The sequence below is a fragment of the Edaphobacter sp. HDX4 genome, assembly GCF_036877565.1.
In the GTDB taxonomy this organism is placed as follows: Bacteria; Acidobacteriota; Terriglobia; order Terriglobales; family Acidobacteriaceae; genus Edaphobacter.
On sequence record NZ_JAEDXW010000022.1, the window covers coordinates 44562 to 61567 of the forward strand.

At 59.3% G+C, this 17006-nt stretch carries 17 protein-coding genes; 7 read left to right on the top strand and 10 right to left on the bottom strand.

Annotated elements, in window-relative coordinates; all coding sequences use genetic code 11:
* Positions 1–155 precede the first annotated feature (155 nt).
* The gene (locus tag JAO29_RS18540) at positions 156–641 is read left to right on the top strand and encodes a DUF4126 family protein (protein WP_334269754.1); all 486 of its coding nucleotides are present in this window, start codon (positions 156–158) and stop codon (positions 639–641) included.
* 54 nt (positions 642–695) lie between these two features.
* On the top strand, positions 696–1538 hold the full coding sequence (gene accD / locus JAO29_RS18545; RefSeq protein ID WP_334269755.1) for an acetyl-CoA carboxylase, carboxyltransferase subunit beta: 843 nt from the start codon (positions 696–698) through the stop codon (positions 1536–1538).
* A 3-nt stretch (positions 1539–1541) separates the two neighbouring features.
* Here accD and JAO29_RS18550 read toward each other — a convergent pair whose 3' ends face one another.
* The 3 genes from JAO29_RS18550 to JAO29_RS18560 form a co-directional block, all read right to left on the bottom strand.
* A complete protein-coding gene (locus JAO29_RS18550; RefSeq protein ID WP_334269756.1) occupies positions 1542–2042 on the bottom strand; it encodes a hypothetical protein in 501 nt (166 codons plus the stop codon).
* Positions 2043–2129: 87 nt separating this feature from the next.
* Positions 2130–2831 (bottom strand): lipid II flippase MurJ, encoded by a 702-nt coding sequence (locus tag JAO29_RS18555; protein ID WP_334269757.1) that lies wholly within the window; start codon positions 2829–2831, stop codon positions 2130–2132.
* Positions 2741–3655, bottom strand: a complete 915-nt coding sequence (locus JAO29_RS18560; protein WP_334269791.1) for a lipid II flippase MurJ — start codon at positions 3653–3655, stop codon at positions 2741–2743. The genes JAO29_RS18555 and JAO29_RS18560 overlap by 91 nt, the downstream gene beginning before the upstream one ends.
* 200 nt (positions 3656–3855) lie before the next feature.
* On the opposite strand from JAO29_RS18560, the gene JAO29_RS18565 reads away from it, so the two are divergent.
* Positions 3856–4701 carry a class I SAM-dependent methyltransferase gene (locus tag JAO29_RS18565; RefSeq protein WP_334269758.1) on the top strand — a complete coding sequence of 282 codons (846 nt, stop codon included), beginning with the start codon at positions 3856–3858 and terminating at the stop codon, positions 4699–4701.
* A gap of 27 nt (positions 4702–4728) precedes the next feature.
* Complete coding sequence (locus JAO29_RS18570) at positions 4729–5832, top strand: ATP-dependent DNA ligase (protein WP_334269759.1); 1104 nt, start codon at positions 4729–4731, stop codon at positions 5830–5832.
* Between the two features lie 31 nt (positions 5833–5863).
* Here JAO29_RS18570 and JAO29_RS18575 read toward each other — a convergent pair whose 3' ends face one another.
* The 3 genes from JAO29_RS18575 to JAO29_RS18585 all read right to left on the bottom strand — a co-directional run bounded on the left by JAO29_RS18575 (position 5864) and on the right by JAO29_RS18585 (position 10231).
* Positions 5864–6805: an isoaspartyl peptidase/L-asparaginase family protein gene (locus JAO29_RS18575; protein ID WP_334269760.1), complete on the bottom strand. Its 942-nt coding sequence runs from the start codon at positions 6803–6805 to the stop codon at positions 5864–5866.
* Positions 6806–6918: 113 nt separating this feature from the next.
* The gene (locus JAO29_RS18580) at positions 6919–9420 is read right to left on the bottom strand and encodes a TonB-dependent receptor (protein ID WP_334269761.1); all 2502 of its coding nucleotides are present in this window, start codon (positions 9418–9420) and stop codon (positions 6919–6921) included.
* 61 nt (positions 9421–9481) lie between these two features.
* Complete coding sequence (locus tag JAO29_RS18585) at positions 9482–10231, bottom strand: phosphatase PAP2 family protein (protein ID WP_334269762.1); 750 nt, start codon at positions 10229–10231, stop codon at positions 9482–9484.
* A gap of 203 nt (positions 10232–10434) precedes the next feature.
* Here JAO29_RS18585 and JAO29_RS18590 point away from each other — a divergent pair, with 203 nt between their 5' ends.
* Positions 10435–10725 (top strand): KTSC domain-containing protein, encoded by a 291-nt coding sequence (locus JAO29_RS18590; RefSeq protein ID WP_334269763.1) that lies wholly within the window; start codon positions 10435–10437, stop codon positions 10723–10725.
* A 26-nt stretch (positions 10726–10751) separates the two neighbouring features.
* Here the strand turns inward: JAO29_RS18590 and JAO29_RS18595 are convergent, their stop codons facing one another.
* From JAO29_RS18595 to JAO29_RS18605, 3 genes are all read right to left on the bottom strand, one after another.
* Positions 10752–11891 carry a hypothetical protein gene (locus tag JAO29_RS18595; protein WP_334269764.1) on the bottom strand — a complete coding sequence of 380 codons (1140 nt, stop codon included), beginning with the start codon at positions 11889–11891 and terminating at the stop codon, positions 10752–10754.
* A gap of 177 nt (positions 11892–12068) precedes the next feature.
* Entirely contained in the window at positions 12069–12719 is a 651-nt protein-coding gene (locus JAO29_RS18600) for a CDP-alcohol phosphatidyltransferase family protein (protein WP_334269765.1), read from the bottom strand.
* A 56-nt stretch (positions 12720–12775) separates the two neighbouring features.
* Positions 12776–13249 carry a GreA/GreB family elongation factor gene (locus JAO29_RS18605; RefSeq protein ID WP_334269766.1) on the bottom strand — a complete coding sequence of 158 codons (474 nt, stop codon included), beginning with the start codon at positions 13247–13249 and terminating at the stop codon, positions 12776–12778.
* 510 nt (positions 13250–13759) lie between these two features.
* Between JAO29_RS18605 and mltG the strand changes: the two genes are divergently transcribed.
* Both mltG and JAO29_RS18615 read left to right on the top strand, forming a co-directional pair.
* The gene (mltG, locus tag JAO29_RS18610) at positions 13760–14758 is read left to right on the top strand and encodes an endolytic transglycosylase MltG (protein ID WP_334269767.1); all 999 of its coding nucleotides are present in this window, start codon (positions 13760–13762) and stop codon (positions 14756–14758) included.
* A gap of 158 nt (positions 14759–14916) precedes the next feature.
* A complete protein-coding gene (locus tag JAO29_RS18615; protein WP_334269768.1) occupies positions 14917–15801 on the top strand; it encodes an outer membrane lipoprotein-sorting protein in 885 nt (294 codons plus the stop codon).
* A gap of 21 nt (positions 15802–15822) precedes the next feature.
* On the opposite strand, the gene JAO29_RS18620 is transcribed toward JAO29_RS18615, so the two are convergent.
* Positions 15823–16956 carry a DUF481 domain-containing protein gene (locus JAO29_RS18620; RefSeq protein WP_334269769.1) on the bottom strand — a complete coding sequence of 378 codons (1134 nt, stop codon included), beginning with the start codon at positions 16954–16956 and terminating at the stop codon, positions 15823–15825.
* Positions 16957–17006: the final 50 nt, after the last annotated feature.

Here is a 17006-nt window from a genome sequence, read left to right on the forward strand (position 1 = left end):
CACCCGGTCCGCTCCGCGCCCTATGGTGCGGACCGACTCATTTTGACCCTTCTCACGTGCGGTCGAGACTTCATACGCTTCCCGCTCGTCCATCCTCTAAAGACAACAGCCTCGTCCAAGGTAAAGTGTCTACGACCAAAGAAGGAGTTGTCTTCATGACACTCGAGGTCCTCACGTGGCTCCTTGCCGTGCCTCTGCTCGGTTTCATCACCGGCATGCGTACGCTCACGCCCATGACGGTCCTGTGCTGGTTTGCATGGCTTAAGCTGCTTCCCGTCGATCCGTGGGCCTCATGGGCCGCCACCCTGCCCGTCGCCATCGCCTTCACCGTGCTCGCTGCCCTCGAATACACGCTGGACAAGTTCGGAAAGCTGCCCCGGCCGACCCGCCCCTGGGCGCTCTTCGTCCGCCTCTTCTTCGGGGGCCTGCTTGGACTCATCGTCGCCACTTCGCTCGATGCCCCGAACAGCGAGGGCGTCATCCTGGGCGTCCTGGGTGCGCTGGTGGGAGCCTTCGCCGCCTACCAGCTCCGGCATCAGCTCACCGGCAGAATCGGATGCAAAACCTGGCATGTCACCGTTGGCGAAGACGTATTCGCCATCGCCTGCGCAATCCTGTGCATGGGCATTATTACCGGCTGATCCGAACGAACGACTACAATAGTCCAGGCATCCCCGGAAGGCACACAAGAAGGCATGAGCTGGTTCAAACGCGAAGAGAATGAGATCGTCAACGACTCCGAACGGACCGTCCGCACCGAAGGTCTGTGGGTGCGTTGCCCCAAGTGCCACCAGGTCATCTTTAAGGCCGACCTTGAAGCCAATCTCCAGGTCTGTCCAAAGTGCGGATATCACTTCCGGATCGGGGCACGGCCCAGGGTCGAAAGCCTTCTTGAACCGGGCTATCAGCTCGTGGACCTAAGCCTTCGCTCCACCGATCCGCTGGAGTTCACCGACCTGAAGCCCTACAAGGGAAGACTGGCCGAGGCCCAGAAGAAGACCGGCCTCAATGACGCAATCGTTAATGCCATCGGTGATCTCGGACCGCACCCGGTGGTCCTCTCCGTCATGGAGTACAGCTTCATCGGCGGCTCCATGGGCTCCGTCGTCGGCGAAACCATCGCCCGCGCCGTCGACCGTTCGCTCGAGACCGGCCACCCTCTCATCATCATCTCCGCCTCCGGCGGCGCCCGCATGATGGAGGGCATCGCCTCGCTGATGCAGCTGGCCAAGGTCTCTGCCGGCCTCGCAAAGCTGGATGACGCGAAGATCCCTTACATCTCCGTCATGACCGACCCGACTACGGGCGGGGTCACAGCGAGCTTCGCCATGCTGGGCGACCTGAATATCGCGGAGCCCGGGGCTTTGATCGGCTTCGCCGGACCCCGCGTCATCGAGCAGACCATCCGCCAGAAGCTCCCTGAGGGCTTCCAGCGCTCCGAGTTCCTCCTCGAGCACGGCTTCCTCGACGCTATCGTCGGTCGTAAGGAGATGAAGCAGTACCTCAGCCAGGTTCTCTCCTGGATGAAGTCCTCCTAAGAGCTAGGCCAGCCGCTGAAACGGCCGCACGGCAGGAGACTGCCCGCGCGACGCATTCAGGAAGCTCTCCCGTTCGCTTCGGGCTTTGTCGTTAGCCCCCCAAGTGGTCTCTTTAGGCCGAACCGGGCCTGCCCAGGACTCTGCCTCGATCATCGCCACCGTCTCGCGGTCGTAGCCCATGCGTTCCAGAATCGGCGCCTCGTCGCGGTCCTGAGCTGAAGCGACGAAGCTCTCCTTCTTCTCCGCAAGCTTCTCCACAGCGGCTACAACCTCCTTCGTCTGCTTCAGTTGCAGCCCGGCCACCATCGAGGCGGTGAAGTTGTCCATCAGTCGCTGCACGCACTTTTGTCCGCATAGATGTTTCATGTTCTTGCGGGAGCCCTTCGGAGACTCCCACCCTCGCAGCCGCAGCTCGCCCCCGATCTCATCGGCCACAAACCAATGACTCGTGGGCTCAACCCTCTCGGCTCCGCACATATCGCAATTGATCGCCTGCCGGATCATCTCTCCCTCTCCCCGTGTGCCTTAACGACACAGGGCTTTCATCGGCAGGAAAAGAATGGGGATGAGCAACAATGAAACACTTTCTGGTTAGCCCCGCCGAAGTAGGCGTTGCAGACTGCTGGGCACAACGATTCCCATAGCTCTGCAGAAGACCAGGTAGAGAATCGCGTACAGCGGCAGCACTATCGCTCCAGCCAAGAGCGAGGCGTAGTGTTGCGCATGGAGCAGCGGAAGAAAACCCTTCACCCCATAACCTATGAGCGCAGCGATTATCGCCGCGGCCCACAACCGCATCGTGCGCGAATGCTGTGGCGGAACTTCGCCAATTCTCTGATGTAACTTGCGCCGCAATAATGAAAACTCCACCCAGCCAGCCAGCCCCGCAGAGAACGTAAGTCCAGCTACTCCCCACAGGCGATCCACCCCCAGCAGCCTCGGCAGGGGCAGCGCAAACAGATATCCCAGCGCAATGGTGAGAGCTACGCGAACGATGGCAAACTTCAGTGGAGTGCGCGTATCCCTGAGTGCATAGAACGCGGAAGAATAAAGCCTACCGGATGTCGACGCCAGCAGCCCCACCGCCGAACCGGCCAGCACACTCCACACCAGGGTGACATCGCTCTTCCCAAACTGTCCCGTCTTGTAGATGGCGGCGACGATGACATCCCCCAGAATGAGAAAGCCCACGGCCGAAGGCACTACAAAGAATGCGATGTTCTGAAGCCCGTTCGCCAGTCGTTGCCGAAGGATTTCGGCGACCTCATCTGACGTACCCAGAGCGCTCGACATCGCCGCAGCTCAGCTGCTGAGACCGCCATGCCAAACAAACTGACTGGCAGAGTATTCAACGTCTGTGCATAGGTGAATGCAGAAATTGCGCCGGTTGGAAGAAAACTCGCTAGCGTGGAATCAACAAACGAGCTTACCTGAACCACGCCTCGGCTGAAGAACACAGGGAAGAAGTTGCGAATCACAGTCTTGACAGAACCGCTGCGAAGCCTGATCCGAAGCGCTAACGGCCGCAATAATCGCAGAACCGGACCTAGCTGAGCCAGAAACATCAGACCGCTTCCGACCACCGACGCCATGGCAATCACAACGGCCAGATGCTCTTCTCCTGTGCGACCGCGGTCCCACAGATACGCAACGATCATGGCTGCATTCCAGATCACGGGCGCGGCATAGGAGAGCAGAAACTTTCTGTGACTGTTGAGGACTCCCAGGCACCATGCTGAAAGGACTAGCAACGCCGCCCCGGGGAAGAAAATTCGCACCAGACGAATGGCCAGAACGCGTGTTTCGCCCCGAAAGCCAGGCACGATCACATCGATCAGGAGAGGAGTGGCAAAGATCCCGAGCAAAACCAGGATCGACGTGACTGCAAGAAGAAGAACGAAGATCGCTTCGGCAACCTCGGAGGCTTCTTCGTGGCGCTCCTCGGCGCGTAGCCTGGCGTAGACCGGGATAAACGAGGCCGATAGAACCCCTTCACCAAAAAGGTTCTGGAGGAAGTTCGGAATCCGCAACGCCGCTCGAAACGCATCGGCGACATAGGAGTTCCCCAGATAGTGCGCGCAAAGCCGGTCCCTTACCAGCCCCAGTAGGCGGCTCATCAAGATACCCACGGCCACGGCAGCAGCAGATGAGCGAGCCAGAAAGCCTGTGGCACCAGGCGTTATTGATTTAGAGGGAGAAGCAGTCACCGTATCTTCAAGTTTACCGGCCCAAAATCCTTTTTACGCTGCAGGAGAAAGAAGAGTTAACAACGTCTTTGCAGTCCCGTCGCATCCTTACCCGCTAACCTATAGACAGCATGGAAGCCGCACGTCCCTCCCGCACCGCCCTCCGAGTCGCCATGCGCCGAGCCGCGCATCAGATCTACGACGCGCCACCGCTCGTCTTCACCGATCCCATGGCGGTGCCCATCCTCGGTCGCGAGTACCTCCCCGAGATCGAGCGCACGCAGTTCAAGCTCAACAAGCCGCACTCCATTGCGCTGCGTGCTTTCATGGTCGCGCGAAGCCGGTACGCGGAAGATCTTCTGGCCCAGGCAGTAGCCCGAGGCATGCAACAGTATGTGCTGCTCGGCGCGGGGCTCGATACCTTCGCCTACCGCAACCCGCATCCGCAGCTGCATGTCTTCGAGGTCGACCATCCCGCCACCCAGCAGTGGAAGCACGATCTGCTGGCAGCCAACAGTATCCCGATTCCGTCCAGCCTCACTTATGTCCCGGTCGACTTCGAACACCAGCAGCTCGCCACCCAGCTTGCCGCCGCGGGATTCGACAGCTCGCGTCCGGCCTTCTTCGCCTGGCTGGGAGTCGTCCCCTATCTCACCAGCGCCGCCTTCCGCGCCACCCTCGCGTTGATCGCATCCTCCGCGCCGTGCAGTGGCGTCGTCATGGACTACGGCCAGCCCCGCTCCGCTCTGCCTTATCTCGAGCAACTCGCACACGACTCGCTTGCCTCGCGTGTCCAGCTTGCAGGCGAGCCCTTTCAGCTCTTCTTCACACCGCCTGAGATTGCCGCCGAGCTTACCGCCTTCCACAACATCGAAGATCTCGGCAGCCACGAGCTCAACGAGCGCTACTTCCGTCACCGCAGCGACAATCTGCGACTGCTCGGCAGCGCCGGTCGCATCGTCAGCGCATGGATCTAGCGACGCCGTCCGGTATACCATCGCAGGGTGAACCTGCCTGTTCCGCCACCGGTTGCTCCCATGCTGGCCAAGCGCGTCGACGACATCCCTGATGGCGACTCGTGGATCTTCGAGCCGAAGTGGGACGGATTCCGTACCCTCGTCTTCCGCGACGGCGACGACCTGATGCTGCAGAGCCGCGACCAGAAATCGCTCAACCGCTACTTCCCCGAGCTCTTTGATCCGCTGAAGTCGACGCTGCCGGAACGCTGCGTCCTCGACGGGGAGATCGTCATCGCCGCGAGTGCTGGTCTCGATGGTGCCCGCGGCCAACTTGATTTTGACGCCCTGCAGCTTCGAATCCACCCCGCCGCCTCGCGCATCAAGCTGCTGTCCCAGCAGATCCCCGCCTCCATCGTCTTCTTCGACCTGCTCGCCGTCGGAGATGACGACCTCACCGGCGAACCTTTTGAGAAGCGCCGCGCAACGCTCGAATCACTGCTTGCAAAGGCGAAGCCGCCCATCCACATCACCCCGGCCACACGCGATCTCTCAACGGCGCGTGACTGGTTCAAGCGGTTCGAAGGCGCGGGCCTCGACGGCGTGATAGCGAAGCCTGTCGACGGAATCTACACTCCCAACAAACGCACCATGCTGAAGGTGAAGCACGAGCGCGACTGCGACTGCGTCGTCGCTGGCTTCCGGTGGCACAAGGACGCAGAGAACGAAGCCGTCGGCTCGCTCCTTCTCGGTCTGTACGACGCCTCAGGCTCGTTGCAGCACGTCGGAGTATGCGCCAGCTTTACCCAGAAGAAACGCCGCGAGCTGGTAGAGTTCCTCGAACCTTATCGCAAGAACGCCCTGAAAGACCACCCCTGGCGGGCGTGGAACGAGACCGAGGCCAGTGGAGGCGAAAACCAGCGCATGCCCGGAGGACAGTCTCGATGGAGCCAGGGCAAGGATCTCTCCTGGCAGCCGCTGCGCCCGGAGCTGGTCGTCGAGGTCGCCTACGAACACATGCAGGGAACGCGCTTCCGCCACATGGCCCAGTTCCGCCGCTGGCGCACCGACAAGCCACCCGAGGCGTGCACCTACGAGCAGCTTGAGGTCGTCGCACCGCACGAGCTGGCCAGCATCTTCGCCAGGCCGTGACCGAGGCTGACCCCCAACCCCGGCGAGGCAATCATCCATTCCGCGTGATGCCGAGCTGAACTCCATCCGCCGTCCTCAGCCCCCAGGCCATGCGAGGAGTATTGTGCGCCAGCCCAAAGCGGCCCTTTCCGTCCAGCAGAATGATCCCTCCGTGCCCGCCCAGCCTCGTCTGGAGATAATCGATCGCAGCCGTCGCTGCGTCCTGCGGTGATGCTCCCGCAGTCACGCGATCCACGGCCCACTTTCCCAGCACCAGCTTCATGATCGGCTCGCCCCATCCCGTCAGCGAAACCGCCGCCGATTCGTCGTCCGCATAACACCCGCAGCCGATCAGCGACGAGTCACCTACGCGCCCCGGAGCCTTCGAGAGCGTCCCTCCCGTGCTCGTCCCTGCGGCGATATGGCCGTACTGATCGAGCGCAACGGCTCCCACGGTATCGTGCGAACTGATCGTTGGATCATCCATGATCGGTCCGGAGAAGGTGGTATCCACTGCGCCTTCCAGCTCTGCCTGCTGAAACGCCATCAGCCGTTCGCGCTCGCGCGGAACAATCAGCTCGGTGTTATCGATCAGCCTCATACCATGCTGCATGGCGAACCTTTCCGCCCCTGTCCCGACAAAATAGATGTGCGGACTATGTTCCAGCACCAGCCGCGCCGCGCGAATCGGGTTCTTCAGCCGCTCCACGCACGCCACTCCACCCGCGCGCAGATCTTCACCATTCATCATCAGGGCGTCCAGTTGCACGCGACCGTCACGCGTCAGAAAGGACCCTCGTCCGGCATCAAAGATCTCGTCGTCCTCCATGACGGCCACGGCAGCTTCGACGGCGTCCATCGCGCTGCCTCCGCGCTCCAGCAGGCCATAACCTGCTGCCAGCGCGTCCGCGATTCCGGCTTCATGCGCCGCGATAGCTTCGTCCGGCATAGCCCAGGCGCCGCCGTGAATAAGGAGAAGGGGAGAACGCTGCATTTCAATTTGAATTGTATGGAATCACAGCTCGGCCGCCGGCAAACGATGTTGTAAAAAAAATGGGAGCAGCTGTTATCGCTGCTCCCATCAGGTTCCGCTAAATCAGAGTGCACTTACTCCCGGTGAGGAGACAGTCCAATTACGAATGAAACCGTTACACTGCGCCCAGCCAGCAGACCCAGCGTGTCCCCCGGATCAGCCTTATAGGTAGGCCCGGTAAGCGCAGGCGTCAGGCTGGTGATGCCGCGTTGGTCGAACAGATTGTTGAAGCTCAATCGCAGCTTGCTCTGATCGAAGAACGAGCCCTTACGCATCGTGACGTTGAAAAACAGGTTGGTCATGTTGAACGCGTCAATCGGAACGTACTGATTGATCACCGTGCTTCCCTTGCCGCCATCGTTCCACATGGAGCCCACACGCTTGTTGAAGATGCCGAAGTCCAGGTACTTCTGCTGGTACGTCAGTCCCAGGCCCTCGGTATTGCCGGGCGTGCTCGCCACCCAGCGGTCGTAGTTCGGGTTCACCACTCCACCCACGCTCTGCGACGAGTATCTCGCACTCCCTGCGGTTCCGTTGGCATACAGGCTCAGGCCCTTGTAAAGGTACAGATTTCCCTCAGCCTCAATTCCCTTCGCGGTCGTGCTGCCCGCCTGCGAGTAGGACGTCGCACTCGGATTGTTCGGATCCGGCGACGACGTGTAAACGTTGTCGAAGTTGATGTAGTAGTAGTCGCCATTCAGTGTCGCGCGGCGCAGCTTGATCACGGTGCCGGCCTGATAGCTCTTGGCACCCGTCGGCTTGGGCAAGGTCGAGACCACGGCACCCGTCACGTCGAACACTGAGCTTGGCGGAATCACCGATCCGGTCGAGAACTGGCCGTAGACGCTCCAGTTCGATTTGATCCGGTAGTTCGCATCCACCGACGGCAGGTAGCTGTTGTAGCCCGCCGAGTGTCTCGTGTACGGCGCGCCCCCGAGGTCTCCTACTGTCTTGCCGTTATCGGCGTACTGCTTCAGGTCCTGGGTGTAATGCGCCCACTTCATACCCGCCGTCAAGGTCAGCGCAGGTGTGGCATGATACTCAAACTCCGCATACGGCTGGTACGAGTTCGTCCAGAACTTCTCATGGAAGTTCGGCAGCACATCATCCGTGTGAGTAAGAGGATCGGACGGAGTCTGGTAGCGATTCGTCGCCGCCCACTCGTACCACATGCCCGTCCGGAAGACGCCGTACTTCGAAACCTTGCTCAGCGATGTGATCTCACCATACTTGCGATAGCTGTTCAGCTTGTCCACCGCGCAGCTTCGCACCCCTTTGACCGGAGCGCAGTTCTTCGTGTTGATCGGGCCTGCCTTGGGCTGGGTCGCATAGTACTGCGCGTTGTAGTAGCTGTATGTATAGGGCTTGGTATCAAGCGACCAGCCTTTCCCCAGCTGCTGCTTGTAACCCACATACTCGAAGTCCGTCGGAACATAGTAGGTGTTGTACTTCTGATAGTTCTGCTGCGTCGGATCGGTGTTCTGCAGCAGGTAGTTGTAACCGAATTGCGCCACCTGCGCCGTCGTAGGCCCCTTGATATTCGGCGTGTTCGCATTCAGCCGGATCACACCTGCAAATCCCGTCAGCATCTTTGTATCGGAAAATTTCAGCTGATACTTCAGCGAACCTGCGGTGCGGCTCTGGTTGTTTAATGTCTGGAATCCGTCCGAAGTCATCTTGTGAACATCGATCTGCAGGTTGTTTCGCTTTGTCTCTCCACCGAAGTTTCCCGACTCGAAGCTGCCGTCATACAGAATCGTGTTGAACGATCCGTAGCTCACGCCTCCCCGGATGTTGCGGACGTCCAGCATCTCCTTCGAGAGAAGGTTCACCGATCCGCCAAAGGGGGTGGGCCCCACGGTAGAAGCCGTTCCGGGACTGCGGTCAAAATCGACTCCACCCAGCCACTGCGATGGAAAGAACGCCCATGAATGATGCGACGGCGTATTGGTATCGTTCCATGGGATGCCATCGAAGGTGATGTCATAGAGACCGTCCGAGAACCCCCGGAAGAACATCTTCGCGTCGCCCAGTCCCACACCGTTCGAGTTGATGCTGAAGACACCGGGCGTCATCTGCATCACCTCAGTGTAGTCCGCTACCGGCGAGCTGAAGTTCTGGATGAATGAGGAGTTCACCTCGGTGCGTGCGCTCCGTGCCTCCAGCAGGCCATCCATCGGCGCATACTGCGCGGCCACCGAGTTGGAGTTATTCGCCTCAACCGTCACCTGATCGGTCACCGAACCGAGCTTCAGCGCCATGGTCACCTGCGCAGGCGCGTTCGCCGAGACAGAAACATCTTTCTTCGTACCCAGCGCAAATCCCGGAGCCGATGCCTCGATCGTGTAATTTCCTTCCGGCAGCACCGGCGAGGAAAAGTGTCCTCCGTCGTCGCCCGAAATCTTCGTCACCGCGTTCGTCGTCTCATTTCTCAGCACGATCGTCGAGTGCGGAACCCCCGTCCCCTTCGTGTCAGAGACGCTTCCGGAGATCGTTCCGGCCTGTTGTGCCACCAGCGTGGCCGTTGATATCGCCGACAACACACCCAGATGCAAAATAGCTTTCTTCCAATTCATCCCGTACCTCCAATTTTTTGAGAACTTGGTCGTCCTTCTCTCGGAAAAGACAGACACTCTTCTATCGGTTCATCTGCAGCGCTTGACGGGTCTCCGCCCGTGCGGCTGCCAGTTCCTGCTGAAAGCGAGGATTCTCGAGCATCGTGCCGAACATCAGGTACGCTATGCGCCGGCTCGCCTCTAGGTCGCTCGCTGTGTGAACGCCGCATACCAGCCGGTTGTGCGCGTAATCATCAGCACGCTCCAGGATCTCTGCTCTCTTCTCGGGCACCATCTCCACCAGCGTCAGCGCCAGGAGATAACCGGACAGCGTATGTCCGCTCGGGTAAGAGTTATGCTTCGTTGTTAGCTTGCAGACCGGATGAAGCGTCGTGTCCACCTGGTAGGGCCGCGGTCGCTGGTACATCTCTTTGAGCACATCGCTTGCGACCGGCTCATCGCCGTGCACCTGCTTCGACGGCGCAGCCGTCGCCGCCAATGCCTGCGCGTTGAAGCCGCTGCCCAGCGCCGTGCGGTAGATGAAGATGTCCTCTTCCGCATCATCGGCCTGCGCCGCCTTCACCTGCTGCGCCGTGCGAGAGTCCTGAATGCGGTGTAGATCCTCAAGCTCCGCCTTCGCGGCGCTTGATCCTGCAGCCGGAGGAGGAGCAATGACTGTCGCTAGCGAAAGCCTGTCCACTTCAATAAAGCTCGCAACACGCACCTTCACCGGCGTCACCGCCGGAGCTTCCTTGGCGTCCTGAGCATGAAGCCAGGCACACGCCAGGCACACAGCGATCGCTGTTCCACCTGCAAAGCCAGAATGTTTCATCGTGCTTTGACACTAGGGCGGAACTGTGAATGCGCCTTTACGTTCTGTTGAATGCATTGTTTATTGCATTGAAGACAGGGAGGTTATCCTCACCTATTCCACAGAGCACTTAAGGTTGGCTTAAGGTAAATGTGTCGCGGTGTACAGGAAGGACTGTCCGGATCACCCGAAATCCGCATCGGATATTTAGAAAGGGATTAGCGATGCCTTCCAGCGTCATCTCGTCCATGCACTACGACTCTGGCGCCCGGACCCTGACGATGGTATATCGCGGAAAACGGGGAGTCTATCGCTACTACGATGTGTCCCCGGAAGAGTTCGATGCGTTTCGGGCCGCTCCGTCCAAGGGAACCTATCTCAACCAGATCTTCAAGGCGCGGCATCCTGTCTACGAGCGCCTCTCGTCCTCGCACGGAATTCACCTGGTCGAAAAGCCATCGCGACCTGCAGCGCAATCAGAGCAAGGTGACGACAGCCATCGTAAGCGTCGCTGATAAGCCTGGCTCCATACCTCTGCTGCTTACCGGCGCTTTACACTCCGCCACACCAATGTCGTATCTTCCAGCACCTGCAACATCATGTTTTCCGGCGGAAGGAATCGCTTCACTAGTCCAGGAAGCACACGGGTCAGCGGAGACTGTCGCATCACAATCAGGTCCGTCGTTTTCTCCGGGACAAAGGCGTGACTCATCGAGTGCGTCGTGCCACCTTCCATATACATCCGCTGGGTTCCGCGACCAATTTCGTGCTCAATCAGAAACGCCCGCATCGCCGTACCCAGAGACTGGGAGGGGACATCATCGCGATTCATCTGCCAGTACATCTCCATCTGGGCCTCGCAGTGGCGTCCACCGATCAGACTGAGCCAGCGGCCATCCCGGTCTCGCATACCGTACAGCAGGGGTGACTCTAACTCGCCAAGCAAGTCATATCGTGATCCGGCGACCTCGTCGGTAACGGCATAGGCGGAGATCCGGTTCATCGCGATGAAGTCTTCGCGTGAGATCTTAGCCTCAGGCACGAACTCTGCACCCAGTTGGTTCTCTGCGCGGCGGCGGTAGTAGCGCAGGTGGTTCCTTGTCCGGGTGCCTAACCGTGCCATCGTGGCATCAAGCGTCCCATCGAAGGGCAGATAACCGGCAATCTCACGCTCCCGGCTCGCCCAGCGACAGGCGTAGCTCTCTCCCTGTAGCAGCTGCTCCAGTGTCTCGTCTATCCGCGCATCCTCGTGCCGGAAGGAGATCAGGATGATCTGTGCGCCTCGCTCCAGCAGATGCTGGCATGCGGTCACCGCAAAAGGTGCCCGTCTGACAGGTGGAGATACAAGCGTGCGGCGACCTGTCGTGTCATCCGTTGCGAAGATACGGATCCCGTGACCGGCGACGTGGTGTTCATACAGCAGCACAGCGGCACCCAAAGCATCGGCGCCGCCCCCAGGGTGCTCCTCGGAGATCACCAGCGGCGTCTTCTTGCGGATCTGGGGCCTGGCCAGAAAATAATTCAGGTCGTCCATTGCGCCGGGCTGCCCGCCACGCCGGGCCAGCTCCATCAAAGAATCCTTCGCCTGCAGAATGGCAGTGGATCCGCAGATCACGCGGCCGCGAGCTGTCTCGCCGCTGGCCGTTCTGCCTGAAGTTCGTACAAAGATCGCAGAAGACATAGCTAACCCTAGCACCGGAGATTTTCTGTTCAGAGAATCCGAAACCACCAGTAGAAAACGTACGGAGACACTTAGAACGCCGGGCCATCCGCAGCCATCCTACACGCAACCTTCAGATGCAGAAAAACAGTAAAAAGAAAAGCGTTCTCCCGTCAAAAAATCCGCTCAGGTTACTGGCTACCGGGGAGATACGGCCTCGGCAGTCACTGCAACCTTCCGACGCTCCGTCTCCAGATACGTATAACGGATCCTGTGAATCACGGTAATGGTCGAGAACACCGCCAGCACCCACAGAGCGGCAGCCATAACTCCCCAGCGATTGCACAGCGCTCCCAGAATCACGCACACGATCCGCTCCGGCCGCTCCATAAAACCGACCTTGCAACTTCCAATTAACGCCTCGGCACGAGCCCGTGTGTAGCTCACCATCAGGCAGGCCGTCATCACAAACGCAACCAGCCCGACATAGAAGAGACGGTTACCGCGAGCGTAGTACACCAGCAGGCCGAAGAAGATCGCCACGTCCGAGTAACGGTCGATCACCGAATCGAAGAATGCGCCGAACACCGAGACCTGGTTCGTCTGTCGCGCCACCCGTCCGTCTACCATGTCGAAGATGCCGGCACCGATGATAATCAGGCCGGCATACAGAAACATGCGGTTCGCATGTGGCCCTCTCGCAAAGCCGAAAAAGAGAGCTGCGATGATGTTGATGATCAGACCAATAAACGTCAGCGTATTCGGAGAGATTCGGGAGAGGGCAAGGCCGTTCACGATCTTCTGTAACAGCCAGCCACTGCCTTTACCAAATGCGCCTGTCCAGGTCACCCTTATCCTCTTACCAATTCCTGTCGCGCAACGCCTCTACGTCGCGGACGCCCTTCTTACTCCGCTGTGTCGTGAATTGTAACCAGCTTCAGAATCTCTAGTTCGCGCTTCCCATTGGGAGTGACGACCGTTGTAGTATCGCCTACCTGCTTGCCCAGAATCGCGCGCCCGATCGGAGAAGTCGTCGATATTAACCCCTTCGAGACGTCCGACTCCTCGCTCGTCACCAGCTTGTACACGATCTCCTCATCCTTGGAGGAGTCGAACACCGTTACCGTGGCGCCAAAACCCACCTTGTCATGTGGGATGTTGGAGAGATTCACCAGGGCCAGCTCGCCCATGCGCTTCTTCAGTTGGCCCAGGCGCGCGTTCACAAACTCCTGGCGCTGCTTGGCCATGTGATACTCGGCGTTCTCGCTCAGGTCGCCCAGGGCGACCGCTTTCTTAATCTCGGCCGGAAGCTCGGTCGTCAGCTCGTACTCAAGCTGCTTGATCTCCTCCTGGAGCCGCTTCATGATCTGTTCTGGCATGAGGCCTTCCTGTTTTCGGCTTAAATGGCCCGCGACGTCGGAGCCACGGAGTCTCCCGTGCTCGAAAGTGCTCGCGCATGGGGGTGAAAATACGATTATACGACCTCAGGCCAAATCCATCCCGCCGCCAAAGGTCGTTTCTCTTTGCTGCATCGCCGCCAAAGCCCGAAGAATCAAAGCCCAACCATATCGGTAGCACCGTGACTAACCATACCGGCCGAACAGAATCAGCCATACCGGTTGCTGGAGGTAGCTTCCTCCATGGATCATCCCCTCCAGGCAGCACATCACCCTTCCCTAAAGAGTGTCATCCTGAGTGAAGCGGCGCAGCCGCGCAGTCGGATCTGCGGTTCCAATCACCACAGTCTCGCCGCCCTCGCTGCTAAGGTGACCCGTTTACCCGAAGCATGTCGTGAATCCCTTCAGCCGATGGACGGTCACCGGACCATCTCTCAACGATTCAGGCCCTCGGCATCCTAAAATAAATTACGACCGGAGGTCTCCCTCATCTTGTTGAAGTTCATTGGAATCCTGCTGCTGCTTGTCATCCTGCTGGCCTTCGTCGGTGGCGGCCTGGCCACCTACTTCATCTACACGCCCTTCGGTCCCTCCACGGAGACCTTCGTCGAGATCGCTCCCCACACCAGCACCCGAGCCATCGCTGCACACCTGGAGCAGGCAGGAATCATCCGCAGTCGCTATGCCTTTGAGTTTCTGAAACTTACCCGCGCAAACACACTCAAAGCCGGCGAATATCGCTTTGACCATCCCCTCCCCCTGACCGAGGTCTACAACCGCATCGCCCGCGGCGAGATCTACACCCGTACCCTCACCATCCCGGAGGGATACAACATCTTCGACATCGCCCAGGCGGTACAGGCCGCCGGGCTGGGCGACAGCGATACCTTCCTCGCCGAGGAGCGCAAGCACACCGAGCTGATCGCCGAGTGGACCATCGGCGCCGCTCACCCACCTGACTCGCTCGAGGGCTACCTCTTCCCCGATACCTACCACTTCGCCCGGCACACCCCTGCCGTCCACATCCTCGCCGCCATGGTTCGCCGCTTCCGGCAGGCCACCCAGCAGCTCGGACTTCAGAACGACATCCCTCGCACCGTCATCCTCGCATCTCTGGTCGAAAAGGAGGTCGCCCAGGACTCCGAGCGCCCTCTCGTCGCCGGAGTCTTCCTCAATCGCCTGGACAAATCCATCCCTCTCGCGACCGACCCGACCGTCATCTACGCCGCCCTGCTCGACAATCGCTGGCGCGGAACTATCTACGCCTCCGATCTCCACTCCCCTTCGCCCTACAACACCTACCGGCACCCGGGCCTCCCTCCCGGACCCATCTGCAATCCGGGCATGGCCGCGTATCGCGCCGTGATGTCTCCCGCGAAGACCGATTACCTGTACTTCGTCTCCGACGCCGCCGGGCACAGCCGCTTCGCCGCGACCCTCAAGGAACACAACCAGAACGTCGCGATCTACCGCAAAAATTTGCAGCATTAACCAGACCGCGCGGCCAGACTTAGAGCTGGCCGTTGGTTATCAGGTCCCAGCGTTTGTTTGTCAGTCACTTTCAGAACCCCAATCCCCGTCCGTACATCTAAACCCCTTGTAGCCAAAGCTTCTATAAAACCTGGACGGTATACTTAAACTTCGTGCGCATGACGATTCGAAAAACCCTGGCCTTGGGTATGATCGGCATTCTCCCGGCCTTGACTGGATGCCTGAGCCACACACGCTACGTGCCCAAGACCCGTGTGGCCGATGTCATCATGAGTACCTCGCTCGATGACATGGCAAGGCAGCTCGACAGCCGCTACGCCGCCATTCAGACCTTCAACGCAGGCGTCGAGATCTCCGCCACGACCGGCGGCGGACTTCAGGGTAAAGAGACCCAGTCCCTCAGCTTTGCCGGCTACATCCTCATGCGCAAGCCGGAGTTCCTCCGCGTTCTCCTCCTCGTTCCAGTCGTAAGAACCCAGGCCCTTGACATGGTCTCGGACGGCAAAAACTTCAAGCTGCTTATCCCGCCCCGCAAGCGCGCTATCGTCGGCAGCAACACCATCACCACGCAATCCAAAAACGGACTCGAAAATCTTCGTCCAGACGTATTCTTCGACTCCATGTTCATCCAGGGGCCCGAGGAGCAGCAGATCATCTCCATGACCACCGACATCCGGGTCATCGAGAGCGGTAAAAAGAAGAAGGACCTCATCGAGGAGCCCGCCTACTCCCTTCAGATTCTCGCCCGGCCCGAAGGCCAGACGGTGCGAACCCTGCGCGTGATCCACATCAACTCGACCGATCTGCTGCCCTACCAGCAGGACATCTACGACACCAAGGGGCAGGTCGTCACCAAGGCCCACTACAGCAACTACCAGTTCTACGGCAACACACCGTATCCCTCGAACATCGTCATCGAGCGGCCCCGCGATCACTACTCCCTTACCGTCAACATCACAAAGCTCACCCTCAACCAGAAGCTTGACGACGATCAGTTCGAGTTGAAGATCCCAGAGAACATCGCGATCGAGACCCTGAAGTAATCCGCGGGCCTCTCCTCACCCCTATTTGAACGTGTAGCTCACCCCGGTCGTGAACTGAAACGAGTTCCGCCGATTCGACGGAGCCGGATAGATCGCCATGGGCGGATTGTTGAGATAGCTATCCAGCGTGCCAACCTGCCAGCGGAAACGCTTGTACAGAGGAAATGACAGGCTGTTGTTCTCCGTCACGGAGTAGGCCTCCGGCTGGTTATAGGCAGGCAGATACTGCACCTGCTGCTGAAAGATCGCCTTCAGCGGAAGCTTCAGGTTGTAGTTCATGCTCACCAGCGAACCAATCAGGTTCTTATTCTGCTCCGTCGTAGTATCGAGAAACTGCTGCTTCTCATATCCCAGCGTGGCTCTCAAGTCCAGCGTCTGGTTCGGGCGCTGAAGCACCGTCCAACCAACGCCTGCGCCGTAGATCTGTTGCAGATCCAAACCTTGAGAAAAGTTGTGATCGAACGACGTCTGCGCCAGCAGATAGATCTTCGAGTTCATGTACTCGTCGCGCTCAGCGTCCACGTGGTAAATCGAGCTCAGCAGGTCAGGCAGAACCGGGGCACCCTGCGCCTGCCGCTGCGTGATGCGGCTGTACGATCCGGAGAAGTTTGCGATCGTCCGGTTCCTCGGCGGAAGATACGTCACGCTGGGCATGCTCCGTACCAGGTTTGCTGCGCCCGTATACGTGTAGTTGTTCTGCGTCGCGCTGATCAGCGTGGAGCCCAGCGTCGCCGTCCCGGTCCAGCGACGGAAGAAGTTCACCTCCTTCAGCGCCTCGTTCTCGAACGTCTCCTGGTCCAGCACGTCAGCGGTGCTCGCAATCGGCATCACCTGGGTCCCGTGCTCTCCCTTTAGTTCGATCTTCTTGTCTTCGACCTTGATGCTGCCGGAAGGAACCGATCGCAGCGACCTCCAGCTCTTGCGTGCACCTTTGCCCAGCACCACAAACTGCCGCTGCGATCGCAGCTCCTTGACCTTTGACCAGTTCACGTCGATATCTCCAGCCATGTCGCTGTGGAACGTCACCGTCGTGCCCGTCGAGTGCATCAGCTTACCTGTCAGCTGATCCCCGTTCGTAAAGATCAACACGTCGCCGGGAGACTTTTCAGGAGCGGCGGCCGCCTCGGAGGCAAAGACTGCATTGGAAGCAAGCAAGCAAACAGCAAGAAGGACAAAACAAAAAAAGGCCCGGCAGTTTCTCATCT